Below are 24,583 nucleotides of genomic sequence, written 5' to 3' on the forward strand. Positions count from 1 at the left end.
TCACGCCAGATTCAGCCGCGCACCAGGGCGACCAGCTTGGCCACGGCCTCCTCGCGCGGCACGTCCTCGCGCTCGCCGGAGCGCCGGTCCTTGACCTCGACCACGCCGTTGGCCAGGCCGCGCCCGACCACCACGATGGTGGGCACGCCGATGAGCTCCGCGTCGGCGAACTTCACCCCCGGGGAGGCGGTGCGGTCGTCCAGGATCACCCGGATGCCCTGGGCGTCCAGCTCGGCGGCCAGCTTCTCGCCGCCCTCGCGCAGGGTCTCGTCCTTGCCCGCGATGACCACGTGCACGTCGGCGGGCGCGATCTCGCGCGGCCAGATCAGGCCGCGCTCGTCATAGCTCTGCTCGGCGACCGCGGCGACCGCGCGGGAGACGCCGATGCCGTAGGAGCCCATGGTGATCCGGACCGGCTTGCTGTCCGGGCCGAGTGCGTCCAGGCCGAAGGCGTCGGCGTACTTGCGGCCGAGCTGGAAGATGTGGCCGATCTCGATGCCGCGCGCCGTGACCAGGGTGCCGGCGCCGTCCGGCGACGGGTCGCCCGCGCGGACCTCGGCGGCCTCGATCACGCCGTCCGGGGTGAAGTCGCGGCCGGCGACCAGGTCGACGACGTGGTGGTCGGCCTGGTCCGCGCCGGTCACCCAGGCGGTGCCGGTGACGATGCGCGGGTCGGCGAGGTAGCGGACCCCGTTGTCCTGGATGGCCTTCGGGCCGATGTAGCCCTTGACCAGCCAGGGGTTGGCCTTGAAGTCGGCCTCCTCCAGCAGCGCGACCTCCAGCGGCGAGACCGAGGCTTCCAGGCGCTTGAAGTCGACCTCGCGGTCGCCGGGCACGCCCACGGCCAGCAGTTGCCACTCGGCGTCGCCGGGCTTGCGCACCTTGACCATGACGTTCTTCAGCGTGTCCGCCGCGGTGAACTCGCGGCCGAGACCGGCGGCGTTGAGGAAGTCGACCAGGGTCTCGATGGTCGGCGTGTTCGGCGTGTGGTGCACCTGGGCCGCGGGCAGTCCCTCGATCGGGCGAGCCGGGGGCACCGGAGTGGTGACGGCCTCGACGTTGGCCGCGTAGCCGGACTCCAAGGACCGCACGAACGTGTCCTCGCCGGTCTCGCTCTCGGCCAGGAACTCCTCGGAGGCCGAGCCGCCCATCGCGCCGGAGACCGCGGAGACGATCACGTACTTGAGGCCGAGCCGGTCGAAGATCCGGATGTAGGCCTCGCGGTGCAGCTCGTAGGAGCGCTTGAGGCCCTCGTCGTCGAGGTCGAAGGAGTAGGAGTCCTTCATGACGAACTCGCGGCCGCGCAGGATGCCCGCGCGCGGGCGCGCCTCGTCCCGGTACTTGTTCTGGATCTGGTAGAGCACGGCCGGGTAGTCCTTGTAGGAGCTGTACTCGCCCTTGACCATGAGGGCGAACAGCTCCTCGTGGGTGGGCCCGAGCAGGTAGTCCGCCCGCTTGCGGTCCTTGAGCCGGAAGAGGGTGTCGCCGTACTCGGTCCAGCGGTTGGTGGCCTCGTAGGGCTCGCGGGGCACCAGCGCGGGGAAGTGCACCTCCTGGCCGCCGATGGCGTCCATCTCCTCGCGGACGACCTTCTCGACGTTGCGCAGCACCCGGTAACCGAGCGGCAGCCAGGAGAAGATGCCCGGGGCGACCCTGCGGACGTAGCCTGCGCGCACGAGCAGCTTGTGGCTCGGCACCTCGGCGTCCGCCGGATCCTCACGCAGCGTGCGCAGGAACAACGACGACATCCTGGTGATCACGACGGGACTCCTGGGGTTTCGGTGTCGGGTGGGCGCGGTGTGACTGGGCGCGCACGGAAGCGTAGTGAAGGGTATCCGCGCAGCGCAGGCGGGTTGTCGGTGGCGGGGTCTAGCGTGCCCGCCATGACAGAGCAGACAGCAGCACTGAGCATCGGCATGGTGACCATCGACTGCGCGGATCCGCAGGCGCTGGCCGGGTTCTGGACCCAGGTGCTGGGCACTTCGGTCTCGGTCGACTACGGCGACTACGTGGTCACCGCGCCGGCCGTGCCCGGTGCGACCGTGCTCGGGTTCCAGAAGGTGCCCGAGGAACGAGCAGGCAAGAACCGGGTGCACATCGACCTCGGCGGCGTGGACCCGGCCGGGCAGATCGAGCGGGTGGTCGGGCTGGGCGCGAAGGTGCTGGCCACGCACGAGGTGCCGGGCCTGGCCTGGACCGTGCTGGCCGACCCGGAGGGCAACGAGTTCTGCATCGCCGACCACGGCGAGCTGACCGCCGCGAGCTGAGGACGGCTCAGCGCTGGTCGCTCTCCGGCGGTCGCGGTTCGTCAGTGGCGGGCGCCAGTCGTTCGCCGTGGCTGACCCAGCGCTGGGTGACCACGAACCCGGCGCGCCGGTACACACCGAGCGCGCCGGTCGGGTTGTCCGCGTCCACGCCGAGCACCGCGCGCGGCACCCCGGCGTCGACGAAGCGGGTGAGCACGTCGGCGATCATCGCGGCGGCCAGGCCGCGGCGGCGCCAGGGCCGTCGCACGCCGATGTCGCCGAGCCACACCCGTTCCTGACCATGGGCGCCGCGGTCGTGCTCGCCCTGGAAGCAGAGCACGTACCCGGCGATCTGGTCGCCGTCGTAGGCCACCCTGGACAGGTCGCGGCGGAACTGGCTGGAGCCGACGAAGTGGTGCTGCCAGTGCTCGGGGTCGGCGTAGGGGCTGCCCCAGTGGTCGCCGAAGGCCTCCACGTGGGCGAGCCGGACCGCCTCGTCCTCGCTGACCGGGAAGTCGGTCAGGTGCAGGCCCGCCGGCATCGGCGCGGCGGCCGGGGGTGTGGTCAGGTCGCATTCCATGTCGAAGAACCAGCGCACCGGCTCCATGCCGGCGACGGTGAGGATCTTCTCGTGGTCCGCGGCGTCCTGGTGGCGGCCCGCGGCGACGAAGCCGGGCAGCGCGCTGCCGCTGTCGCGGTGCATCTGCCTGGCGCGTTCGCGCTGCCAGCGCAGCAGGTTGGCGCCGATGCCGCGGCGGCGGTAGTCGGGGTGCACGTCGGCGTCCAGCCGGTACCACAGCTCGGGCTCGCCGGAGGGTTTGCGGTGGACCAGGGCGACCGCGACCAGCGTGTCGCCGTGGAAGACACCGAGCGAGTCCGCGGCCGGGTCGAAGCCGGGCACGGTCAGGTCCTCGGCGAGCTCGCTCGCGGAGAACTCCTCGGCGCCGGGGTCGGTCTTGGCCACGGCCGCGCTCAGCTCGGCCCAGGCCGGCGTGTCGGCCGTGGTGAGGGGCCGATGGACGAGGTCCGTGCCGGAGGTCCGCATGAGTAAGGAAGGTAGGGACCACTCGAGGAGGTGACGACTGAATTTCCCGGCGCTGTCCCCGGATAGGGTGCGTTGGTGCTGGTTCTGCTCCCCCCTTCGGAAACCAAGGCGCCCGGTGGCGACGGGCCCGCGCTCGCGGTGGACGGGCTGTTCGCGCCCGAGCTGAACCCGGTGCGGGAGAAGTTGTTGGACGCGCTGGTGGAGTTGTCAGCCGACGTGCCGGCCAGCCTGGCCGCACTGGGTCTGTCCGCGCGGCAGGCCGCTGAGGTGGCGCGCAACGCCGAGCTGCGGCGCGCGCCGACGCTGCCCGCGCTGCGGCGCTACACCGGGGTCCTCTACGACGCCCTGGACGTGGCCGCGTTCACCAAGGCGGAGCTGGCCAGGGCGAACGCGCGGCTCGCGGTGGGTTCGGCACTGTTCGGAGTGCTCGCCGCGGGCGATCGGATTCCGGCCTACCGGCTCTCCGGCGGCAGTGTGCTGCCCGCGATCGGGCCGTTGGGCTCACTGTGGCGGCCCGCGCTGGAGCCCGCGCTGGCCGCGGTGCATGGGCTGGTGGTGGATCTGCGATCCGGGGTCTACGCGAACCTGGCCAAGGTGCCGGGCGCGGTGGCGGTGCGGGTGCTGACCGAGGACGCGCGCGGCAAGCGGACCGTGGTCAGCCACCACAACAAGTCGCACAAGGGCAGGCTGGCGCGGGCGCTGGCGGTGTCCCGGTCCGAGCCGGGCACGGTGGAGGCGGTGCGCAAGGTCGCGGTGGCGGCGGGCATGCGGGTGGAGCGGGCCGGGGACCTGGCGCTGGATGTGATTGTCAGCGGCTGATGAATCGCTGCTGACAAGTAATTCGGTTGTGCGGCGCGCCGGTGGTCGGCATGCTGCCCTTCGCACGCACCGGCGCCGGTGAGCACACCGGCTGGGTCGAGGAGGTGGGACAGATGGATCTGACTGTCGCCATGGGCGCGGTCCGCCGCTGCCCACCCGTTCTCCCCGCCGGTCGCTGACCTCTTTTCCGCGCGCGGCTGGGGTGTAGTCACCTAGGAGACCCAGCGTGCGCAGGCACGAGTACGACAACGCCTTCAGTTCCACCCGCACCCCGCGTCGCAAGAAGCGCTTCGACGACGAGGAGCCGCGCGACGCGACCCGGCGACGGCGGTTCGAGGAGCTCTCCCGGTCCGAACGCGGACCCGCGCCGATCCCAGAATGGCTGGTGACCGACCCGGACGTCACCGACGTCGAGCTGGGTGTGCTCAAGACCGGCAAGGAAGCCGACGTGCACCTGATCGAGCGGACCGGCGCGGACGGGACCTCCTGTCTGCTGGCCGCCAAGCGGTACCGGGCCCGCGAGCACCGCATGTTCCACCGCGACGCCGGGTACCTGGACGGCCGCAAGGTCGCCGAGTCGCGGCAGATGCGCGCGATGCAACAGCGCACCTCCTTCGGCCGCGACGTGATCAGCCAGCAATGGGCGGTCGCCGAGTTCGCCGTGCTCAGCCGGTTGTGGCTGGCCGGGGCGCCGGTGCCGTACCCGGTGCAGCTGGCCAACACCGAGCTGCTGCTGGAGTTCCTCGGCGAGCCGGACGGCACCGCCGCACCCCGGCTGGCCCAGCTGCGCCCGGACCCGGACGAGCTGCGCGGCCTGTGGCGGCAGCTGGTCCAGGCGCTGCTGGAGCTGGCCGGACAAGGCCTGACCCACGGCGACCTGTCCGCGTTCAACCTGCTCGTGCACCGCGGGCGGTTGATGCTCATCGACGTGCCGCAGGCGGTGGACCTGGTCGCCAACCCGGCGGCGAGCAGCTACCTGGAGCGCGATGTGCGCGGGGTGTGCGACTGGTTCGTCAGCCGCGGCATGCCGCCGGCGGTGGCCGACCCGGAATGGCTGGTCGACCTGCTGGCCAGGGAGGCGGGAATGCGGTGATCAGCTGAGGTGCCGGGGCGGTGCGGTGGACAACGCGCGTCCGCCGGACCGCCCCTCCGCTGACCAGTGCCGACGTTAGCTCGCTCACTAGGAGCTGGATCGGTGCGGAGCTTGTTCGGACACCAGCTACACTGATCGAGTACCGCGATCGGGCGGATGACATATGTCCCCGCCCAGCCACACTGAACGGCCCGTGGTGCCAACCACACCCACCAGAGGCGCGCAACGCGCCGGGCTCGTCCTTGCGATCAGCTCCCGAACCGCCATCCATGGCGGGGGGCATCCCCGAGACGTGCCACGTCTCGGAGGTCATCTGTGTCCGTTGACACATCTGTCAGTCCCGTTCGCCCTGAGGACGCTGCCGGCGTCGTCGAGCAGGCGGTTCCTTCCTTCAGCGAGCTGGGCCTGCCCATCCAGTTGGTGCAGACGCTGACGCGCAAGGGCATCATCACCCCGTTCTCGATCCAGGCCGCCGCGGTGCCGGACGCGCTCGCCGGCAAGGACGTGCTCGGCCGTGGTCAGACCGGTTCCGGCAAGACCCTGGCTTTCGGCCTGCCGATGCTGACCCGCCTGGCCGGCTCGCACGCCAAGCCGCGCCAGCCGCGTGGCCTGGTGCTGGTGCCGACCCGTGAGCTGGCCATGCAGGTGCAGGACTCGCTCACCGACTACGCCGACGCGCTCGGCCTCAGCTGCCGCATGGTCGTCGGGGGCACCTCGTTCCCGAAGCAGATCAGCGCGCTGCGCCGCGGCGTCGACCTGCTGATCGCCACGCCCGGCCGGCTGGCCGACCACGTGCGCCAGGGCACCGCGGACCTGTCCGAGGTGACCGTGACCGCGCTGGACGAGGCCGACCAGATGGCTGACATGGGCTTCCTGCCCCAGGTCCGCGAGCTGCTCGACCTGGTCGACCCGAACGGTCAGCGGCTGCTGTTCTCCGCGACCCTCGACGGCGACGTGGACAAGCTGGTCCGCCAGTACCTGAAGAACCCGGTCACGCACTCGACCGCGCCTTCCTCGGCGAGCGTGACCACCATGGACCACCACGTGCTGTTGATCTCGGCCGAGGACAAGAACACCATCGTGGCCGAGGTCGGCGCGCGTGAGGGCCGCACGATCATGTTCGTGCGGACCAAGCACACCGTGGACCGCCTGACCAAGAAGCTGCGCAGCCTGGGCGTTCGCGCCGGCGCGCTGCACGGCGGCAAGACCCAGGGCGCGCGCACCCGCACGCTGGCCGAGTTCCGCGAGGGCATCGCCCCGGTGCTGGTCGCCACCGACGTCGCCGCCCGCGGCATCCACGTCGACGGCGTCAGCCTGGTGCTGCACGTGGACCCCCCGGCCGACCCGAAGGACTACCTGCACCGCGCCGGGCGCACCGCCCGCGCCGGCGAGTCCGGCACCGTGGTCACCCTGGTGCTGCACAACCAGCGCCGCTCGGTGCAGGCGATGACCGGCAAGGCCGGCGTCAGCCCGGTGACCACCAAGGTCCGCCCCGGCGACCAGGCGCTGATCGAGCTGACCGGCGCCCGCGAGCCCAGCGGCGTGGCGATCCCGGACGAGCCGGAGCGCCCGCAGGGCCGCCGCAAGTTCGGTGACCGGCCGGATCGCGGCGAGGGCGGTGGCTACCGCGGTCGCAGCAGCTGGGGTGACCGCGGCCAGGGCAGTCGTCCGAGCCGCTTCAAGCCGAGCACCGATGAGCGTGGCGGGGCCTCCCGCCGGGACTTCACCGACGCGCGGCGCGACGGCGGCGAGAGCCGGTTCGAGGCCAACCGCGGCGGTGACAACCGTTCGCAGGAGCGTGGCGAGTACCGGGGCAACGGCGGCGGCTACCGCAGCGCCGAGGGTTACCGGGGCGGCGACAACTACCGTCGCAACGATGACCACCGCGGCCCGCGTCAGGGCGGCTACCGTGACGGCGCCGCCAGGGACGCTGCCCCCAGGGACGGTGCGGCCAGGGACACCCGCGAGGGTGGCTACCGGGAGAACCGCTCCTACGGCAACCGCTACCCGGAGAACCGCAACGGCGGCTCCTACGGCGAGAACCGCTCCTCCTACGGCGAGAACCGCGGCACCGGTGAGCGCACCGGTGGCTACCGCGGCGGTGACAACCGCTACCGCTCGGACAACCGCGCCGGTGGCGAAAGCCGTTACGACAACACCCGCTCCGAGAGCCGGCACAGCACCGGCGGCAGTGGCGCTGGCGACAACCGCTACCGCACCGAGAACCGTTCCGGTGGCGACAACCGGCGCGCCGGCGGCGAAGGCTGGCGCGGCGAGGGCCGCCCGAGCGCCAACCGCGGCGGCTGGCAGCCGCGCAGGCACACCGGCGGCGCCGCCCGCCGCCCGAGTGCGGGTCGCTGACCAACAGCAGTACTGACGGGGACGGCCCCGGCGCCATTCATCTGGCGCCGGGGCCGTTCTCGTTGTGCGTGCCGCGCTTGGGTCCAGCCCAGCGCTCATGCGCTTGGCGCCCGGATCGCTCGCCGCCTCCGCAGTTTGCCGCTCAGCGTGACGCGGGAACGCCGGCGCTCGATCAGCCGGAACGGCCGGGCAGCTCCGCGGCGAGTCCCGCGACCGGCCCGACCACGATGATCGCGGGCGGCCGGATGTCCTCGTCCTTGATCGCCGCGCCCAGCCCGTCCAGCGTGCAGCGCAGCACGCGCTGACTCCGCGTCGCGCCTTCCTGGATCACCGCGACCGGCGTGTCCGCGGGCCTGCCGTGCTCCACCAAAGCGGCGGCGAACACCTCGGCCCGCTCCACCGCCATCAGCAGCACGAGCGTGCCGCGCATCCGCGCCAGCAGCGACCAGTCCACCAGCGAACGCGGGTCGTCCGGCGCGACGTGCCCGGAGACCACCACCACCTCGTGCGCCACCCCGCGGTGCGTCACGGGCACCTCGGCCAGCGCGGGCACGGCGAACGCGCTGGTCACCCCCGGCACCACGGTGACCGGCACGCCGGCCTCGGCGCAGGCGATGAGCTCCTCGAAACCGCGCCCGAAGACGTAGGAGTCGCCGCCCTTCAACCGGACGACGAACTTCCCGGCCAGCGCGTTCTCGATCAGGGTCCGGTTGATGAACTCCTGGCTGGCGGCGCGCCCGTACGGAATCTTGGCCGCGTCGACGACCTCGACCTGCGGCGGCAGGTCCTCCAGCAGCTCGCGCGGGGCCAGCCGGTCGGCGACCACCACATCCGCCCTGGCCAGCAGCCGCCGGCCGCGCACGGTGATCAGCTCCGGGTCGCCGGGACCACCGCCGACCAGCGCGACACCCGGCAGCTCACCGGCCTGGCTGTCCTCGCCTGCCCGCTCGGCGGTGCGCTCGTGGGCGTCGTCGAGCTGCCCGGTGCGCAACGCGTCCAGCACGGTGTCGCGCACGGCCGCGGAGCGCAACGGCCGTCCACCGGAGAGCACCCCGAGCAGCAGCCCGTCGTGCTCCCCCATCGCGGGCGTGACCGCGGTGCCCTTGGCGCCGATGTCGGCACGCACGCAGAACACCCGCCGCGCCTCGGCCTCGGCGACCACCGCGGCGTTGACCTCGGGGTCGTCCGCGCAGGCCAGCGCGTACCAGGCGGCGTCCAGGTCGCCCTCGGCGTAGCGTCGCCGGGTCCAGGTGATCTCGCCGGACTGGGCCATGGCATCCACCGCCGGAGTCGCCTCGGGGGCGATCACTTCGACCGCCGCGCCGACCGCGACCAACCTGGGCAGGCGGCGCTGGGCCACGGTCCCGGCGCCGATGACGACAACCCGGCGGCCGGTGAGGTCCAGCCCGGCCAGATAGTGGTGCTCTGCGTGCATGGCAGACAGCATGCCCCGGCACGCGGCGAAGTCCACGATCACGACACCGAGCTGTGTCGATGACCATAGCCACCGCCGAGTGGAATATTCGCCGTGCTGACATGACGAGGAGGGACGACCCGCACGGTCGCCCCTCCGTCCTGCTCGCCCGGCCGGTTGGCCGCCGCCGGTTCGTCAGTCCCGGCCGGCCAGCCGACCAGCTCGATCAGTCGGCCAGCTTTGTCAGCCGATCAACGTCGATCAACCAGCCAGCGCCGATCAGCCGGTCAGCGCCGGGTAGTCGGTGTAGCCGCGGTGGTCGCCGCCGTAGAAGGTCGCCGGGTCCGCCTCGTTCAGCTCCGCGCCGGTGCGGAACCGCTCCGGCAGGTCCGGGTTGGCCAGGAACTGCCTGCCGAAGGCCACCAGGTCGCTCGCGCCGTCGGCGATCGCCTGCTCGCCGTGCTCCTTGCCGGTCGGCAGGCCGTCGTTGACCGGGGAGAGGATGACGACACCCGGCCACTGCGCGCGCAGCTTCTGGGTGAACTCGCGGCCCGCGCTCTCCACGATGTGCAGGTACGCCAGGTTGAGCGAGGCGATCTCGCGCAGCAGCGCCGGGTACAGCTCCTCGGTGTCGGTCTCGGCGGTCCCGTTGAATGTGTTTGCCGGCGAGATGCGCAGGCCGACGCGCTCCGGGCCGATGGCCTCGGCGACCGCGGTGGTGACCTCGACGGCGAACCGGATGCGGTTGTCCACCGAGCCGCCGTACTTGTCAGTGCGCTGGTTGGTGTTGCCGGCCAGGAACTGGTGGATCAGGTAGCCGTTCGCGCCGTGCAGTTCGACGCCGTCGGCGCCAGCCCGGATCGCGTTGCGCGCGGCCTCGGCGAAGTCGCGGATGGTCTGCTCGATCTCGGCGGTGGTCAGCTCGCGCGGCGGTTCGTTGTCGAGCAGCCCCTCGTAGGTGTAGGTCTGCCCTTCCAGGAGCACCGGGGACGGCGCGACCTGCGGCTCACCGTCGTGCAGCGCGGGGTGGCCGACGCGGCCGGTGTGCATGAGCTGGATGAAGATGCGCCCGCCCTTGTCGTGCACCGCGTCGGTGACCCGCCGCCAGCCCGCGACCTGCTCCTCGGTGTGCAGGCCGGGCGTGGTCACGTAGCCCTGGCCGATCGCCGACGGCTGGGTGCCCTCGGTGACGATCAGTCCGGCGCCCGCGCGCTGGGCGTAGTAGGTGACCATCAGGTCGGTGGGCACCCCGGCCCGGTCGGCACGGTTGCGCGTCATCGGGGACATGACGATGCGGTTCGCCAAGCCCAGACCGCCGACCTTCGTCTCGTCGAACAGGATGCTCACGTACTTCCTCCAAGGTTGCCCACTGACTTACCTATCGTAAGAATGCTGACGAAAGGTGAGTTTGTCAAGCGGAAGGCGCTAATCGGAGGTAAGCTGCGCAAATGGACCAGATCACCCCCTACTGTCCGCAGTTCCAGGACGCCATGGAGGTGCTCGGTCGCCGGTGGACCGGGGCGATCGTGCGCGCCATGCTGGCCGGCCGGACCCGCTTCTCGGAGCTGACCGAGACCATCCCCGACCTGACCGACCGGCTGCTGTCGATCCGGCTCAAGGAGCTGGAGAGCGAGGGCATCGTCACCCGGCACGTGGAGCCGACCCGGCCGGTGCGCATCGAGTACCGGCTGACGGACAAGGGACGCGAGCTGGCCGACGTGGTGACCCTGCTCGGTGACTGGGCGCACCGGCACTCCACGCCCGAGCAGAAGGCCGCCTACGCCGCGGCCAAAGCGGCCGAGGCCGACGAGTCCGAGGCGACGGAACCAGTCAGACAAAGCTGAGTCTTATTCGGCAACAGAAAAAGCTCTGCCTGCCCCGGGCGGCGGATGGGGCAGGCAGAGCGGTCTCTCTTCGGCGCGATCAGCACACTGGGTGCGGAATTGACCGCCCGCCGCGAACGCGTCGCGGACTACCACTTCACACTCCGTTCTTCGGCACCGTGGCGTCGGGGGGCTTCGGATAATCATTTCGCCACTGCTCATGCCGCAGTGGCCACCACTTGCCTGCCGTGACAGGCCCGTTTCTCGACCTCCCCGAGTCTGGCCCGACTACGTCCCGGTGCTGACTCAATGCCAACACGCGGCCAACTAGCTGGTCAACTGCACGGAAGTTGGATTCGCGAGACCCTGTGGAAACACGAGCAGCGACGATCACACGACGGTCACGGCCACAGAAATGACCGAACCAGCGAGTTCCCGCCGCCCGGGTACACATTCGGCTGAACTCGCGCACGCGACCGGTTCCCACCGGCGCGATTTCCTCAGCGCTTCGCACCCCTGTGGACAACCGGGACACCGATCACGACGGCAGTGCTAGCGTCGAAATCGGCCGGGTCCAACTCGGCCAGCGGAATCCACCGGGCGGTCTGATCGGACCGGCCCGCGTCGCGGACCACACCGGCAGGGGTGTTCGGTCCACGGGACTCCACCAATACCGCGAGGACCTCGTCCGCCCGGGTTCGCCAGGCGGTCGTGGGACTCAGCCGCAACGGCAGATCGCTCGCGGCGAGCACACGCAGACGCTGTTCCTGTACGGGCCACGGTTCGGTCGCGGACAGGGTCAGCTCGATGTGGCCGCCGGGCGCGGTCGTGCCGCCATGAGGTGCCGCGTCCACATCCGACGCCGCGCCCGGGGAGAGCGCCGCGGTGAGCCGCGGTGCCGTGCCGGGGTGTGACGAGGTGTCGGGATGCGGCGCTGTGCCGAGGGCTGACGCCGCGTCGGGGGCTGCTTGCTGGCCTCGGTGCGGCGGCACACCTGCATGCAGTGGGGTGCCCGCCTGCAGCGGCATGTCCGTATGCGGTGACACGTCCGCGCGAGGTGGCGTCTCTGCGTGCGGCGGCGTCTCTGCGTGCGGCGGCGTCTCTGCGTGCGGCGGCGTCACTGCGTGCGGCGGCGTCTCTGCATGCGGCGGTGCCTCCGCGTGCGCTGGGGTCTCTGGGCGCGCTGGGATCTCTGGGCGCGCTGGGATCTCTGCGTGCGCTGGGGTGCTGCCGGGCTGAGTGCTGGCCGGGGCTGGGTCGGCGTTCGCCGTCGGCTCGGTGTTGCTGTCCGGGTCGGTGGCTGGGTGCGGTGGCTCGGCGGTCTGGTGCGCGCTGTCGCTGGGTGACGCGTTGGCTGGGGTGCCCAGCAAAGTGGTGGCCGCGACCGCTGCTGGGGACAGGCCCGGGACGGTGACCACGGTGACTTCTGGGCCGGTGGCTGGGGCTGTTGGGCTCAGCAGGGCCACGGCGCGGCCGGTGGTGGCCAGCTCGACTGCCTGGCGGGCCGCTTCGTCCGGGTTGCCGCTGGACCAGAGTTCGGTGCCGGGGCGGACCAGGGTGCGGACCTGGTTGAGGGTGTCCTCGGTGCCGACTACCACGGCGGCCTTGCGGAGTTCGGTTTCGGCGCGGGGGACGCGGAGGTCTGGGCTGCCGGGGCCGAGGTCGATCACGGCCAGGCGGCCCCGCGGGCGGATGCGGGCGGCTGCGACGGTGACGTTGCCGCGGATGGTTTTCTCGGCGGCGAGTTCGGTGGGGGCGCCGTGGGCGAGGGTGGCGGCGGCGTGCAGGGCGGCGGCTTCGGCGACGCTGGGGGTGCCGGTGGTGGTGTGGGTGTGCGGGCTGGGGTTGGGGACGGGGATGGTGGCCAGGGTGGAGGCCGCGTAGTGCAGCAGGCGGGGGGTGCGGGCGGTCCAGAAGCCGTGGTCCTCGACCGCTTCGAGGATGCCGGGTTCGGTGGCCTTCGCCTCGACGGTGGCGAAGGCGAGGATGGCGCGGTGGTCCAGGCGGTGCTCGTCGGTCAGGGCGGCGACCGCGGTGGTGACGGCGGTGGTGGACACGCCGCTGGTGGAGCCGACGCCGACGATCAGGGTGCGCGGGACGATGCGCAGCAGGTGGCCCTCGGGTTCGGGGCTGGGCAGGCGGTCGTCCAGCAGGATCGTCCACTGTGGACTTTCGTCGCCTAGGGGGGCGTTGGCGAGCAGGACGTTGGACGGCAGGGCGGGCAGGGGGAAACCGAGGGGGTTGGCCAGGCGGACGCGTTCGCCGGCCAGGACGGCGGCGCCGCAGGCGGTGAGGTCGCCGTCCACCGCGGCGTCGAGGAGTTCGACCAGGTCGTCCAGCGGGGTGGTGCCGGTGGCGTGGTCGGCGGCGGTGACCACGGCGGTGCCGCCGAGGATTTCGGCCACCTGCGCGGCCAGGTCGCGGGCGTTGCCCGCTGGGCCGTCGATGAGGGCCACGGCGAAGCGTTCGGCCTCGTCGACGCAGACCACGGCCGGGTCGTTGTGGCGTTCTCGCAGCAGGGGGGCGACCAGGCGGATGGCCGAGTCGGTGGCGAGCAGGAAGACCGCGGCGTCCAGCTGGGGCCACAGGCGTTCCAGGGCGGGGCGGATGGGGCCGTCGGCGAGGACGGCGGCCGGGCCGAGGCGGCCGGCGAGCTCAGCGGCGGCTTGCCTTCCGGCGGCGCTCGCCGCGAACAGCCCGATCACGCGCCAACGCTATCCGGCGTCCTCGCGGCGGCCGAACAGCAGGGTGGTCGGGTTGACCGCGGTGAGGGTGCTGGAGCCGTCGGCCAGGGTGCTGAGGCGGGCGGCGATGAGCTGGCAGCCGTCGACCTGGTAGCCGCCGGCGCGCAGCGCGTTGCGGCAGGAGGCGACCTCGTCCAGGGCGTTGAGGCCGACCACGACGCGTTCCGCGCCGACCGCGGCGCAGGCCTCGACGACCTTCGGGCCACCGCCACCGATGTACACCGCGTCCGGGGTGGGCAGGCCGGACAGCACCGCGGGGGCCTCACCCTCGACCATGCGGACGTCCACGCCGTGGTTGACCGCGTTGGCCACGATCCGCATGGTGTGCACCGGGTTGCGCTCCACCGCGATCACCGCGGCGCCCAACCGTCCACATTCGACACCGATCGCGCCGGAGCCCGCGCCGACGTCCCACACCAGCATGCCCGGCCGCGGCGCGAGCCTGGCCAGTGCGACCGCGCGCACCTCGGCGCCGGCGACCATGCCATCGCGGTGGGCGAAGGCGTCCTCGGGCAGTGCCCAGCCGCCGACCGCGGGCACCGGCTCGCCGCCGAGGTACCAGCCCGGTTCCGGCACCAGACCGGGATCGGTCAGGCACAGCACCAGGTTCGGGTCCTTCCAGCGGCGCTTCGCGGCCTTGGCCGGGGAGATCGAGGTGACCTTCTCATCGGGGCCACCGAGGTCCTCGGCCACGATCAGCGTGCGCCGCCAGCCCAGCAGACCGGCGGCGATCTCGGCGGGACCGGCCACACCCTCGGTGAACACCGCGACCGCTGGGCGGGCGCGGCAGACGTTGAGCGCCTTGCGCAGTTCGCGGCCCAGCGCGTTGACCACCGTGACGTCGTCGCTGGGACGGCCGACCCGGGCGAGCAGGCGTTGCACGGTGGACAGCGCGGGCACCACCTGGGCGCGGATGTTGTGCGCCCGGATCTCCCGCAGGATCCCGAAGAACCCGGGGTCGCCGTGGTCGAGCACCACGGCGGGACCGTCCTCGTCGGTGAGCGAGCCGAGCGCGGCGAGCGCGGGCCCGACCGGACCGAACTCGATCCGGCGCGCCCCCTCGGGCGCGTGGAGTTCCAGCAACCGGCGCTTGCCGATGACCAAACGCGCGTCGGCAAGGGCTTTCTGCGCGTCGGGGACCAGGGGACCGCCGTCGACGCCGACCACCGTGACCGTCATGTCGCCACCCACTCCGCCTCGGTTACGGCCACCACCGGCCGCCCTGAAGTCGATCATGGCAACGCCGCGCCGGATCCGCTGGCTCGGCTCGCCGATGAACCGTTGAAGTACCCGAGTGGCGGCAGGCCGGCGGCGGTGACGCCGCGCGTCCCGCTAAGTCGTCGTCGGCCGTCATCGGGTCAGCTGTTCCGCGGAGTCCGTTTGGTCCGCCGGGCGGCGGTGGACTTCGCCTTGCTCTTGCCCGCGGTGGACTTGGCCGCCGCGGGCGCTTTCACCGCGGGCATGGCCGGGGTGGCCGCCTGCGGTTCGCTGTGGGGGGCCTCGACGGAGACGGCGACCTTGACGGTCTCGACTCGCGGGGCCGGGGCGGGGGAAGTGGGCTGGGGGCTCGCGGCCGAGGTGCCGGCGGGGCGGGCACTCGCGGACTGGGCGCTGCCGGAATCGGAGCTGCCGGGCCGGGCGCTCGGGGACTGCGTGCTCGCGGGCTGGGCGCTGGATGGCCGGGTGCTCGCGGGCTCGGCGCTGGCGGGCCGGGTTCCGGCGAGCTGGCCATCGTTGGACTGGGTGCCGGTGGACACAGCGCCGATGGGCCGCGTCTCGGTGGGCTGCGTGCCGGTGGGCCGTGGGCCGGTGCCGGCCGCGGGCGTGGCCGGAAGTTGTTGAGCCGCAGGGGTTTGTGCGCCGGCGCCGGCCTGGGGAGCGCGCTTCTGCTCGTGCAGGGCCAGAGTCACCTGGCCGGAGCGGGTGGCGGCCGCGGCGGCGGCGCGCTTGGAGGCGCCGGTGCGGTAGCGGGCGCCTGCGCGGGAGGAGCGGGTGGACTCGAGTTGGTCGCGGCCGGACCAGCGGGTGCTGGGGGTGGCGGCCGGGGCCTCGGCCTCGACGATCTGGTCCGGGGGCTGGGCGGCGGCGAGGCGTTCGGCTCGGCGGGCGGTGAAGTCGCCGCGGCGGTAGCTGGTGGGGCGGGCGCCGGGCTGGTAGAGCCGGGCGCGCTGGCTGCCGGGGCGCAGGACCTGGCCGATGAGGAACAGGGTCTGGCGCCAGAGCTTGTGTTCCTTGACCGTGCCGGCGAGCTCGCCGAGGGTGGTCTGCACCAGGAGCTCGTCGGGCCAGCTGGTCTTGTAGGCCACCACGACCGGGGTGTCCTCGGCGTAGCCGCCCGCGCGCAGTTCCTCGACCAGCTGCTCGGTGCGGGCCGCGGACAGGGCGACGGCCATGGTGCCGCCGTGGGCGGCCAGTTCGCGCAGCTTGGCGCCGTCGGGCAGGGCGCCGGTGTCGCCCTCGGGCCTGGTCAGCACCACGGGGGCGGAGTCCGCGACGGGGCTCAGCTCACGTCCGGCGCTGGCCGCGGCGGCGGAGAGGGCGGAGACGCCGGGGATGATCTCGACTTCCAGGCCGATCTTCTGGGCGGCGTCGTACTGGTCCTGCACCGCGCCCCACAGGGCGGCGTCGCCGGAGTGCAGGCGGACCACCGACTGCTTCTTCACCGCGGCCCTGCGGTAGACGTCGAGGACCTGTTCGTGGTTCACCCGGGAGCAGTCGACCAGCTCGGCGTCCTGGCTGGCGTGTTCGCGCACGCAGTCGGCGTCGACCACGGCGGGCGACCACACCACGATGTCCGCCTCGGCGATCCGTCGCGCGCCCCGCAACGTGATCAGGTCGGCGGCACCGGGCCCCGCGCCGATGAACGAGATCCGACCACTCACAACTGTTCCCCTCTCCCGCGGCAGGCGGAAGGACTTCTCTGTCCACTTCGGACTTGGCGCCGGGGTCGCGAGTCGGTGTGCACCGAGCCCCCGGCGAGTAGGCGACGACGTTACCGCCTGCGATCCCGGCCACTCGCAGCCTGGTCCCCGCTAAGTCAAGATCGCCACTTCACGTAGCCGCCGCTGCGCCGATTTGTCGGAGCTGTGGCTGTCCACCTAGGACAGTTGTGACTGTGTGTGTCGGGCAATCGATGGCTTTTGCTTATTGCGGGTCGGTCTAGACCCTCGATCCGGCGTTCAGGGTTCGCGGGTGGCGAACTCGGCGCAGTGCCGGACGAAGCGGGCGATCGCGGCCGGGTCCTCGGCGGGGTGGGTGTGCAGATAGGAAGCATGCACGCCGCCGAGCACGTAGCCCTCGGCGCGCGGGTGGCCGTCCTGTCGCCAGGCCCAGGCCGCCGTGTCGCTCGCGGCGGGGACGAGTTCGGTGCGGTGGAACTCGTGTGCGGTTCGGCGCGTTCCGGCCTGCTGCAGCGCGGAGTCGGTGATCGCGACCGCGTCCCGGTAGCCCAGGGTGAGCTTGGGGGTCATCCGGGCGGCGGCGGGCAGCACGCCGCACATCGGGCGGCCGTCGAGCTCGCGGGCCAGGTAGAGCAGGCCGCCGCATTCGGCGTGCACGGGCGCGCCCGCGGTGGCCAGCGCGGCGACCGCGGCGCGCAGCGGGGCGTTGGCGGAGAGCTCCTCGGCGTGCTGTTCCGGGAAGCCGCCGGGCAGCACGAGTCCGGCGGTGCCCTCGGGCAGGGACTCGGCGCGCAGCGGGTCGAACACCGCGACCTCCGCGCCCGCGGCGGCGAGCAGTTCGGCGTGCTCGGCGTAGCCAAAGGTGAACGCGGCGCCGCCGGCGATGGAGATGACCGGTCGTCTCGGGTCCGGGTCGAGGCCGGGGTCCCAGGTGGCGGGCGGCAGGGGCGGGGCGGAGCGGGCCAGGCGCAGGACCGCGTCCAGGTCGACCGCGCCGGCGACCTTGTCCGCGAGGGCATCCACCACCTCGGTGGCGGCACGGCCGTGTTCGGCGGCGGTGACCAGGCCGAGGTGCCGGGAGGGCAGCTCGAAGGCCGGGTCGCGGGGCAGGCTGCCGAGCACGTCCAGGCCGACCTCGGCGCAGGCCTCGCTGAGCACCTGGGTGTGCCGTTCGGAGCCGACCTTGTTGAGCAGCACCCCGGCGATCCGCACGGCCGGGTCGTAGCTGCGGAACCCGTGCAGCAGCGCGGCCAGGCTGCGGCTCTGCCCGCGCGCGTCGACCACGAGCACGACCGGCGCGTCCAGCAGGGTGGCCACGTGCGCGGTGGAACCGTGGCCCGGGGTGCCCAGGCGGCCGTCGAACAGGCCCATCACGCCCTCGATGACGGCCAGGTCGGCATCCCGCGCGCCGTGCGCGAACAGCGGGCGGACGCGATCCTCGCCGCAGAGCACCGGGTCCAGGTTGCGGCCGGGGCGGCCGGTGGCCAGCGCGTGGTAGCCGGGGTCGATGTAGTCGGGGCCGACCTTGCCCGGCGCGACCCGCAGTCCGCGCCTGCGCAGCGCGGCCATCAGGCCGGTGGCCACCGTGGTCTTGCCGGCGCCGGAGCCGGGGGCGGCGATGACCAGCCGGGCTACCACTCGATCCCCCGCTGCCCCTTCTGCCCGGCGTCCATCGGGTGCTTGACCTTGGTCATCTCCACCACCAGGTCGGCGGCCTCCAGCAGCGCGGGCGGCGCGTACCGGCCGGTGATGATCACGTGCTGGTGTCCAGGGCGATCGCCCAGGGCGGCCACGACCTCCTCGACGTCGACCCAGCCCCAGTGCATCGGATAGGTGAACTCATCCAGCACGTACATGCCGTGCCGGGCCTCGGCGAGGCGGCGGGCGATCTCCTGCCAGCCTTCGCGGGCGGCCTCGGCGTGGTCGGTCTCGGTGCCCTTCTTGCGGGTCCAGGACCAGCCCTCGCCCATCTTGTGCCACTCGACCGCGCCGCCCTCGCCGGTCTGCTCGTGCAGGCGGCCGAGCGCGCGGAAGGCCTCTTCCTCGCCGACCTTCCACTTGGCGGACTTGACGAACTGGAACACGCCGATGGACCAGCCCTGGTTCCAGCCGCGCAGCGCCATGCCGAACGCGGCGGTGGACTTGCCCTTCATCTCGCCGGTGTGCACCACCAGCAGCGGCCGGTTGCGGCGTTGCCGGGTGGTCAGGCCGTCGGCGGGCACACTGGTCGGCTGTCCTTGGGGCATCGGGTTTCCTCCCGGCTCAGGCCGCGCGGGCGGCGCGCACGACGCCTGCCATGCGGTCGGCGGACAACTCGTCGAGGCTCAGGCAGGTCGCGCCCAGGGCGAGCGCGAGCCGGGCGGCCAGGTCGAGGCGGACCATGCCGTGCTCGCAGTCCACCACGATCGCGGCCACGCCGTCGGCGGCCAGCAGGGCGGCGGCGCGCAGGGCGTCGCGGACCGGGTCACCGTGCACGCCGACGGTGGCGCGGCCGTCGGTGACCACGACCAGCAGCGGGCGGCGGCGCGGGTCGCGCAGGCGTTCGGCGGCCAGGGTCTTGCGGGCGCGCAGCAGGCCATCGGCCAGCGGGGTGCGGCCGCCGGTGCGCAGCCGCTTGAGCCGGGCGGCGGCCGCGTCCACCGAGGAGGTCGGCGGCAGGGTCAGCTCGGCGCCACCGCCGCGGAAGGTGACCAGGCCGACCTTGTCCCTGCGCTGGTAGGCGTCGCGGAGCAGGGACAGCACCGCGCCGCTGACCGCGGACATCCGCTTGCGGGCGGCCATCGAGCCGGAGGCGTCCACCGCGAAGAGCACCAAGTTGCCCTCCTTGCCCTCGCGGACCGCGCGGCGCACGTCCTCACCGCGCAGCAGCAGGCCGGGTCCGGTGCGGCCGCGGCCGGCCTGGTGCGGGGCGGCCGCGGCGACGGTGGCGGACAGGTGCAGGCCGTGGCCGTCCACTGTGGACGGACGGACCACCCGGCCGAACTCCGAACGGGACCGGGACCGGCGGCCGGGCGCGCCCTCGCCGAGGCCGGGGACCTGGAGCAGGCGGGCGCGGAAGGCGGGGGCCGGGGCGGCCGGGGCCTGTTCGCCGCCGCCCGAGGGCTGGTCGCCGGAAGGGCTGGACTGGTTGTCAGGAGCGGGCTGCTGGCCGTCGGCGGGCGGGGTGGCGTTGTCGCCGTGGTCCTGGCCGCAGCCGGGGCCGTTGGGGTCGTCATCGGGGTCCGGCCGCGGCGGTTCGGCTTCCTCGGCCGCGGCGGCGAGGGCCTGCTGGAGCTGCTCCTCCTCCAGGCCGGGCTCGTCGAAGGGGTCACGGCGCTTGCGGTGCGGCAGGGCGAGGCGGGCGGCGACCTCGATGTCGCTCGCGTCGACCTCGGCCGCGCCGCGCCAGGCGGCGTGCGCGAGCGCGGTGCGCGCCACCACCAGGTCCGCGCGCATGCCGTCGACCTCGAACGCGGCGCACAGCGCGGCGATCCGGCGCAGCTCCACATCGGGCAGCACGACCGCTGACAAAGCAGCGCGGGCGGTGGCGATGCGGGCGGCCAGGTCGCGGTCGTCGGGGGCGAAGCGGGCGGCGAAGGCGGCCGGGTCGGCCTCGTAGGCCAAGCGGCGGCGGACCACCTCGGTGCGGGTGTCGGTGTCGCGGGCGGCGAGCACGGTGACGGTGAGGCCGAAGCGGTCCAGCAGCTGCGGCCGCAGCTCGCCCTCCTCCGGGTTCATCGTGCCGACCAGCAGGAAGCTGGCCGCGTGCGAGATGGACACACCTTCGCGCTCGACGTGCGCGCGGCCCATGGCGGCGGCGTCCAGCAGCAGGTCGACCAGGTGGTCGTGCAGCAGGTTGACCTCGTCCACGTAGAGCACGCCGCGGTGCGCGGCCGCGAGCAGGCCCGGCTGGTAGGCGCGGACACCCTCGGTGAGCGCGCGTTCCAGGTCCAGCGAGCCGACCAGGCGGTCCTCGGTGGCGCCGACCGGCAGCTCGACCAGCCGGGCCGGGCGGGTGGTGGCCGCGCCGTCGTGCGGGGCGTCCGGACAGTTCGGGTCGGGGCGGGCCGGGTCGCAGGCGAAGCGGCAGTGCTCGACCACGTCGGCCGGTGGCAGCAAGGCGGCCAGGCCACGCACGATGGTCGACTTCGCGGTGCCCTTCTCCCCGCGCACCAGCACCCCGCCGATGCCAGGGTGGACGGCGTTGAGCAGCAGGGCGAGCCGGAGGTCGGGATGTCCGACCACAGCGGAGAACGGGTAGCCGACGGTCATGCGCGAGGTCCTTCCTCGGGTGTCCACGCCCGGGTCGGGAGGCCGAGGGGGACGAGTCTCCTGACTCCCGGAACCGTTCCTGACGAAACCGTTCCGGTCACAGTGGCGGGACCGTCCCGGACTCGCACCGGGTTCCTCGCTCACCCCTCGCTGACAAAGCAGTTCGCATCGTCGCACACGATCAGGCGACTCAGGCCGTCTCGCTGATCACGCTTGTCATCGGGTGGCGAGCACGCGCAGCGGGGCGCGGAAGGAGAGCAGGCCCAGCATCGGCGGTTCCGGCTCCAGCAGGCGCAGGTGTGGCAGGCGGCTGGCCACCTCGGTGAGCACCACGGCGGCCTCCGTCCTGGCCAGTCCGGCGCCGAGGCAGAAGTGGCGGCCGTGGCCGAAGGCCAGGTGGCGGCGCGGGTCGGGGCGGGCCGGGCAGAAGGACTCGGGGTCGGCGAAGACCTCCGGGTCCGAGCCCGCGCCGGCGAGCAGGAGCAGCAGGTGCGCGCCCTGCGGCACCCGCACCCCGGACAGGGTGGCCGGGCGGGCGGCGACGCGGCGCCAGGTGTTCACCGGCGGTTCGCGGCGCAGCACCTCCTCCACGCAGGCCGCGGCCAGCTCCTGGTCACCGGCGGCCAGGCGCGGCCAGAGGTCGGTGCGCGGGATGAGCCGGTGCAGCAGGGTGCTGAGCAGCTGGCTGGTGGTCTCCTGACCGGCGATGAGCAGGAAGTAGCAGACGCCGACCGCCTCGGCCACGCGCAGCGGCCGGTCGCCGGGCGCGCGGTGCGCGGCGAGCTGGCCGAACAGGTCGGGGCTGCCGGGGGTGGCGGCGCGGATGCGGGCGGCCAGCCACTGGTGGAACTCCCCCGCCGCCTCCGCGAGGGCCTGGTGGCGGCCGGGGCCGGGGCGGCCCCAGAACAGTTCCAGCGAGGCCGCGCTCCACGCCTTGAGCACCGGCAGGTCGACCCCGGTGATGCCGAGCAGCTCCAGCAGCACCCGGCAGGGCAGCTCCGCGGCCAGCCCGGCGACCAGGTCGAACTCGCCGCTGGCCGGCAGGCGGTCCAGGTACTCGGTGGCGAGGGCGCGGATGCGGGGTTCGGCGGCGCGCACCTTGGCCGGGGTGAAGTAGCCGGCGACCAGGCGGCGCAGGCCGGTGTGGCTGTCGGTGCCGTTGTTGGCCAGCGTGGGCGGCAGCGAGAACCGGGCCCTGGCCAGCACGCGCAGCTGCGCCGGCGGGACCGGGGTGATCGCGGTGAGCGCGTTGTCCGGCACGAACCCGGCGGGGTCGGCCAGCACGGCGCGGATGTCGGCGTGCCTGCTGACCAACCACAGCCCGGTGTGCCGGTCGTGGTGCACGGGAGCGCGCTCACGCAGCTCGGCCAGGTGCGGCCAGGGGTCGCTGACAAAACCCGGACCGAAGAGGTCCAGGTCGTCGAGGGAACGCCGCGCTGCCCGCACGGGCAGAACGGTAGCCCGGCTGATGCGACACTCCGGGCGTGACCTCGACCACCAACGACGTCTTCGGCTGGCTGGACACCCGCTCGCGGGCCCGAGCCAAGGCCGGGCTGACCCGCTCGCTGCGGCCGCGCGCCGCCGGGTCCGCGGACCTGCTGGACCTGGCCTCCAACGACTACCTCGGCCTCACCAGGGACCCTCGGATCACCGAGGCCGCCGCGGCCGCCGCCCGCCGCTGGGGCGCGGGTGCGACGGGATCGCGGCTGGTCACGGGCTCGACCGAGCTGCACGCGGAGCTGGAGCACGAGCTGGCCGAGCACTGCGGGGCGGAGGCGGCGCTGGTCTTCTCCTCCGGTTTCCTGGCCAACCTGGGCGCGCTCACCGCGTTGTCCGGACCGGGCACGGTGCTGGTCGCGGACGCGCACAACCACGCTTCGCTGATCGATGGCTGCCGGTTGTCCAGGGCCGAGACGGCCGAGGCCGGGCACCGCGATCCGGCCAGGGTCGCCCGGCTGCTGGCCGAGCGGGTGAAGAAGCGGGCCCTGGTGGTGACCGACTCGGTGTTCTCCGTCGACGGCGACCTGGCGCCGCTGGCCGAGCTGGCCGCGGCCTGCCGGGCGCACGGCGCGGCGCTGGTGGTCGACGACGCGCACGGGCTGGGCGTGCTGGGCGAGGGCGGGCGCGGCGGGGTGCACGCGGCCGGGCTGGCCGGGGCGCCGGACGTGGTGGTCACCACCACGCTGTCCAAGTCGCTGGGCAGCCAGGGCGGGGCGGTGCTCGGGCCGCGGCGGGTGATCGCGCACCTGGTGGACACCGCGCGCGGGTTCATCTTCGACACCGGCCTGGCCCCGGCTTGCGCGGGCGGCGCGCTGGCCGCGCTGCGGGTGCTGCGGGCCGAGCCGGAGCTGGCCGGGCGGTCCCGGGGGGTGGCGCGGGAGCTGGCGGAGCGGCTGGGCACGGCCGGGCTGGCGGTCAGCTCGCCGAGCGCGGCGGTGGTGTCGGTGCGCGCACCCTCGCCGGCGGAGGCGGTGGCGTGGGCCGGGCGGTGCCGGGCGGAGGGGGTGCAGGTCGGCTGTTTCCGGCCGCCGTCGGTGCCGGACCAGGTGTCGCGGCTGCGGCTGACCGCGCGGGCGGACCTGTCCGCGGCGGAGCTGGACCACGCGGTCGCGGTGATCACGCGCACCGCCCCGCGACCGGGCGGCTGACGCGAACAGCGGTGTCGGCTACTCCATCCGTGCCCGATGGAAGGACAGCCAGGACAAGGGATTCGACATCTCCTTGATATTCACTCGAATGGCCCTAGGCTGCCGCGCATGACCATCAACCGGAGGCGCGCGCTCGGTCTGGGGACCGTGGCGGCGGCGGGTGCTGTGCTGGGGGCCGCGCCGTCGGCGGCGGCGCAGACCGATCCCATCGACGACGAGAGCGTCATCCCTGCCTCCGCGGCGCAGGCCCGGCGGCGGATCGAGCGGGTGTACCGGCGCGAGGCGCACCGCGCGGGTGGCACCTGGTCGTCCTTCATCAGCGTGACCGACCCGGACGGCACCCCGGTCGCCGCGGTGGAGGACGAGGCGGACCGGGTGGTGGAGGCCTACTCGGTCAACAAGATCGCGGTGGCGGCCGCGGTGCTGGACAAGATCGACCGCGGGCTGCTCACCCTGGACCAGCGGGTGGACGTCACGGCGGCCATCGTCAGCAAGGACGGCGACGGCATCTTCGGCTTCGACGGCGCCTACCCGAGCTCGGTGACGCTGGGTCACGCGATGGCGAACCTGCTGACCGTCTCGGACAACACCGCGGTCCGGCTGTGCGGCCTGGTCTGCCCGGCCGCGGAGCTGAACGAGATCCTGCGCGCCAAGGGGTTCACGCACACCCAGGTGAAGCCGGTGGCGAACCCGAACCGGTTCTTCCTGGGCACCACCACCCCGCGCGAGACGCACACGCTGCTGCGCAAGCTGGTCGACGGCACGCTGGTCTCGGCGGCCTCCACCCAGTACGTGCTGACGCTGCTGCGCTCGATGGCCGCGTTCACCGACGGGACCCGGCTGGAGCTGAACTCGGCCGAGCGGGCCAGGGTGGCGACCAAGGCCGGTTGGTTCAACGACGGCCGCAACGAGGCCGGCATCGTCTTCGACGCCGAGGGCAAGCCGATGGTCACCTACTCGCTGTTCGCCTCCGGGGAGTTCCGCGGGGACGCGGCGGCGAACCTGAACGACTACAGCACCACCCACCCGGCGCTGCGGGCCAGGGTGAAGCTCGGCCGCAGCATGGTCGACGCGGTCTCCCGGATCACCTGCGCGGCCGCGCGCACCCACCGCCAGCCCGTCTACCAGCCCAGCAACGGCGGCTGACCAGCGGTGACAAGACGGGATCTCAGGGACCGACCCGGAATCGGCCCCTGAGATCCGGGCGGATGGTGCTCCCTCGGGCGGGGGAGCACCATC

18 protein-coding genes and 1 riboswitch are annotated in these 24,583 nt (G+C 73.3%); of the genes, 7 read left to right on the plus strand and 11 right to left on the minus strand.

Features of this window, described 5'->3' with window-relative positions; all coding sequences use genetic code 11:
• Nucleotides 1–11 precede the first annotated feature (11 nt).
• Entirely contained in the window at nucleotides 12–1,760 is a 1,749-nt protein-coding gene (locus ACWDY5_RS24380; RefSeq protein ID WP_449724476.1) for a proline--tRNA ligase, read from the minus strand.
• 123 nt (nucleotides 1,761–1,883) lie between these two features.
• Between ACWDY5_RS24380 and ACWDY5_RS24385 the strand changes: the two genes are divergently transcribed.
• On the plus strand, nucleotides 1,884–2,267 hold the full coding sequence (locus ACWDY5_RS24385) for a VOC family protein (RefSeq protein WP_449724477.1): 384 nt from the start codon (nucleotides 1,884–1,886) through the stop codon (nucleotides 2,265–2,267).
• Nucleotides 2,268–2,274: 7 nt separating this feature from the next.
• On the opposite strand, the gene ACWDY5_RS24390 is transcribed toward ACWDY5_RS24385, so the two are convergent.
• Nucleotides 2,275–3,291 (minus strand): GNAT family N-acetyltransferase, encoded by a 1,017-nt coding sequence (locus ACWDY5_RS24390; RefSeq protein ID WP_449724478.1) that lies wholly within the window; start codon nucleotides 3,289–3,291, stop codon nucleotides 2,275–2,277.
• A gap of 75 nt (nucleotides 3,292–3,366) precedes the next feature.
• Here ACWDY5_RS24390 and yaaA point away from each other — a divergent pair, with 75 nt between their 5' ends.
• The 3 genes from yaaA (at nucleotide 3,367) to ACWDY5_RS24405 (ending at nucleotide 7,564) form a co-directional block, all read left to right on the plus strand.
• Nucleotides 3,367–4,110, plus strand: coding sequence for a peroxide stress protein YaaA (gene yaaA, locus ACWDY5_RS24395; protein ID WP_449724479.1), 744 nt, complete (start codon nucleotides 3,367–3,369; stop codon nucleotides 4,108–4,110).
• Between the two features lie 226 nt (nucleotides 4,111–4,336).
• Nucleotides 4,337–5,203 carry a serine protein kinase RIO gene (locus ACWDY5_RS24400; RefSeq protein ID WP_449724480.1) on the plus strand — a complete coding sequence of 289 codons (867 nt, stop codon included), beginning with the start codon at nucleotides 4,337–4,339 and terminating at the stop codon, nucleotides 5,201–5,203.
• A gap of 411 nt (nucleotides 5,204–5,614) precedes the next feature.
• Nucleotides 5,615–7,564, plus strand: a complete 1,950-nt coding sequence (locus ACWDY5_RS24405) for a DEAD/DEAH box helicase (RefSeq protein WP_449724548.1) — start codon at nucleotides 5,615–5,617, stop codon at nucleotides 7,562–7,564.
• A gap of 172 nt (nucleotides 7,565–7,736) precedes the next feature.
• Here the strand turns inward: ACWDY5_RS24405 and cobA are convergent, their stop codons facing one another.
• Together cobA and ACWDY5_RS24415 are read right to left on the minus strand one after the other, a co-directional pair.
• Complete coding sequence (cobA, locus tag ACWDY5_RS24410) at nucleotides 7,737–8,999, minus strand: uroporphyrinogen-III C-methyltransferase (protein ID WP_449724481.1); 1,263 nt, start codon at nucleotides 8,997–8,999, stop codon at nucleotides 7,737–7,739.
• A gap of 258 nt (nucleotides 9,000–9,257) precedes the next feature.
• Nucleotides 9,258–10,325 (minus strand): alkene reductase, encoded by a 1,068-nt coding sequence (locus ACWDY5_RS24415; protein WP_449724482.1) that lies wholly within the window; start codon nucleotides 10,323–10,325, stop codon nucleotides 9,258–9,260.
• A gap of 101 nt (nucleotides 10,326–10,426) precedes the next feature.
• Between ACWDY5_RS24415 and ACWDY5_RS24420 the strand changes: the two genes are divergently transcribed.
• Entirely contained in the window at nucleotides 10,427–10,822 is a 396-nt protein-coding gene (locus ACWDY5_RS24420) for a winged helix-turn-helix transcriptional regulator (RefSeq protein WP_449724483.1), read from the plus strand.
• Between the two features lie 479 nt (nucleotides 10,823–11,301).
• On the opposite strand, the gene ACWDY5_RS24425 is transcribed toward ACWDY5_RS24420, so the two are convergent.
• From ACWDY5_RS24425 to ACWDY5_RS24455, 7 genes are all read right to left on the minus strand, one after another.
• On the minus strand, nucleotides 11,302–13,506 hold the full coding sequence (locus tag ACWDY5_RS24425; RefSeq protein WP_449724484.1) for a cobalamin biosynthesis protein: 2,205 nt from the start codon (nucleotides 13,504–13,506) through the stop codon (nucleotides 11,302–11,304).
• Between the two features lie 9 nt (nucleotides 13,507–13,515).
• Nucleotides 13,516–14,724 carry a precorrin-6y C5,15-methyltransferase (decarboxylating) subunit CbiE gene (gene cbiE / locus ACWDY5_RS24430; protein WP_449724485.1) on the minus strand — a complete coding sequence of 403 codons (1,209 nt, stop codon included), beginning with the start codon at nucleotides 14,722–14,724 and terminating at the stop codon, nucleotides 13,516–13,518.
• Nucleotides 14,725–14,903: 179 nt separating this feature from the next.
• Nucleotides 14,904–16,427, minus strand: coding sequence for an SAM-dependent methyltransferase (locus ACWDY5_RS24435; RefSeq protein WP_449724486.1), 1,524 nt, complete (start codon nucleotides 16,425–16,427; stop codon nucleotides 14,904–14,906).
• 297 nt (nucleotides 16,428–16,724) lie between these two features.
• Complete coding sequence (locus ACWDY5_RS24440) at nucleotides 16,725–18,083, minus strand: cobyrinate a,c-diamide synthase (protein WP_449724487.1); 1,359 nt, start codon at nucleotides 18,081–18,083, stop codon at nucleotides 16,725–16,727.
• Entirely contained in the window at nucleotides 18,077–18,691 is a 615-nt protein-coding gene (gene cobO, locus ACWDY5_RS24445) for a cob(I)yrinic acid a,c-diamide adenosyltransferase (RefSeq protein WP_449724488.1), read from the minus strand. Before cobO ends, ACWDY5_RS24440 begins: the two co-directional genes overlap by 7 nt.
• Nucleotides 18,692–18,707: 16 nt before the next feature.
• Entirely contained in the window at nucleotides 18,708–20,696 is a 1,989-nt protein-coding gene (locus tag ACWDY5_RS24450; RefSeq protein ID WP_449724489.1) for a putative cobaltochelatase, read from the minus strand.
• Nucleotides 20,697–20,729: 33 nt separating this feature from the next.
• A riboswitch (cobalamin riboswitch) is annotated at nucleotides 20,730–20,878 on the minus strand.
• Nucleotides 20,879–20,912: 34 nt separating this feature from the next.
• Nucleotides 20,913–22,142 (minus strand): cytochrome P450, encoded by a 1,230-nt coding sequence (locus tag ACWDY5_RS24455; protein ID WP_449724490.1) that lies wholly within the window; start codon nucleotides 22,140–22,142, stop codon nucleotides 20,913–20,915.
• A gap of 38 nt (nucleotides 22,143–22,180) precedes the next feature.
• Between ACWDY5_RS24455 and ACWDY5_RS24460 the strand changes: the two genes are divergently transcribed.
• Entirely contained in the window at nucleotides 22,181–23,344 is a 1,164-nt protein-coding gene (locus ACWDY5_RS24460; protein ID WP_449724491.1) for an 8-amino-7-oxononanoate synthase, read from the plus strand.
• A gap of 108 nt (nucleotides 23,345–23,452) precedes the next feature.
• A complete protein-coding gene (locus ACWDY5_RS24465) occupies nucleotides 23,453–24,490 on the plus strand; it encodes a serine hydrolase (RefSeq protein ID WP_449724492.1) in 1,038 nt (345 codons plus the stop codon).
• The last annotated feature ends 93 nt before the right edge of the window (nucleotides 24,491–24,583 follow it).

This window comes from Crossiella sp. NPDC003009, from assembly GCF_053591555.1.

Excerpts from the sequence above, each read along its gene's own strand:
- ACWDY5_RS24385 (WP_449724477.1), top strand. The coding sequence starts at position 1,884 with ATGACAGAGCAGACAGCAGCACTGAGCATCGGCATGGTGACCATCGAC.
- ACWDY5_RS24390 (WP_449724478.1), bottom strand. The coding sequence starts at position 3,291 with ATGCGGACCTCCGGCACGGACCTCGTCCATCGGCCCCTCACCACGGCC.
- cobA (WP_449724481.1), bottom strand. The coding sequence starts at position 8,999 with ATGCACGCAGAGCACCACTATCTGGCCGGGCTGGACCTCACCGGCCGC.
- ACWDY5_RS24420 (WP_449724483.1), top strand. The coding sequence starts at position 10,427 with ATGGACCAGATCACCCCCTACTGTCCGCAGTTCCAGGACGCCATGGAG.
- cbiE (WP_449724485.1), bottom strand. The coding sequence starts at position 14,724 with ATGACGGTCACGGTGGTCGGCGTCGACGGCGGTCCCCTGGTCCCCGAC.
- cobO (WP_449724488.1), bottom strand. The coding sequence starts at position 18,691 with ATGCCCCAAGGACAGCCGACCAGTGTGCCCGCCGACGGCCTGACCACC.
- ACWDY5_RS24450 (WP_449724489.1), bottom strand. The coding sequence starts at position 20,696 with ATGACCGTCGGCTACCCGTTCTCCGCTGTGGTCGGACATCCCGACCTC.
- ACWDY5_RS24465 (WP_449724492.1), top strand. The coding sequence starts at position 23,453 with ATGACCATCAACCGGAGGCGCGCGCTCGGTCTGGGGACCGTGGCGGCG.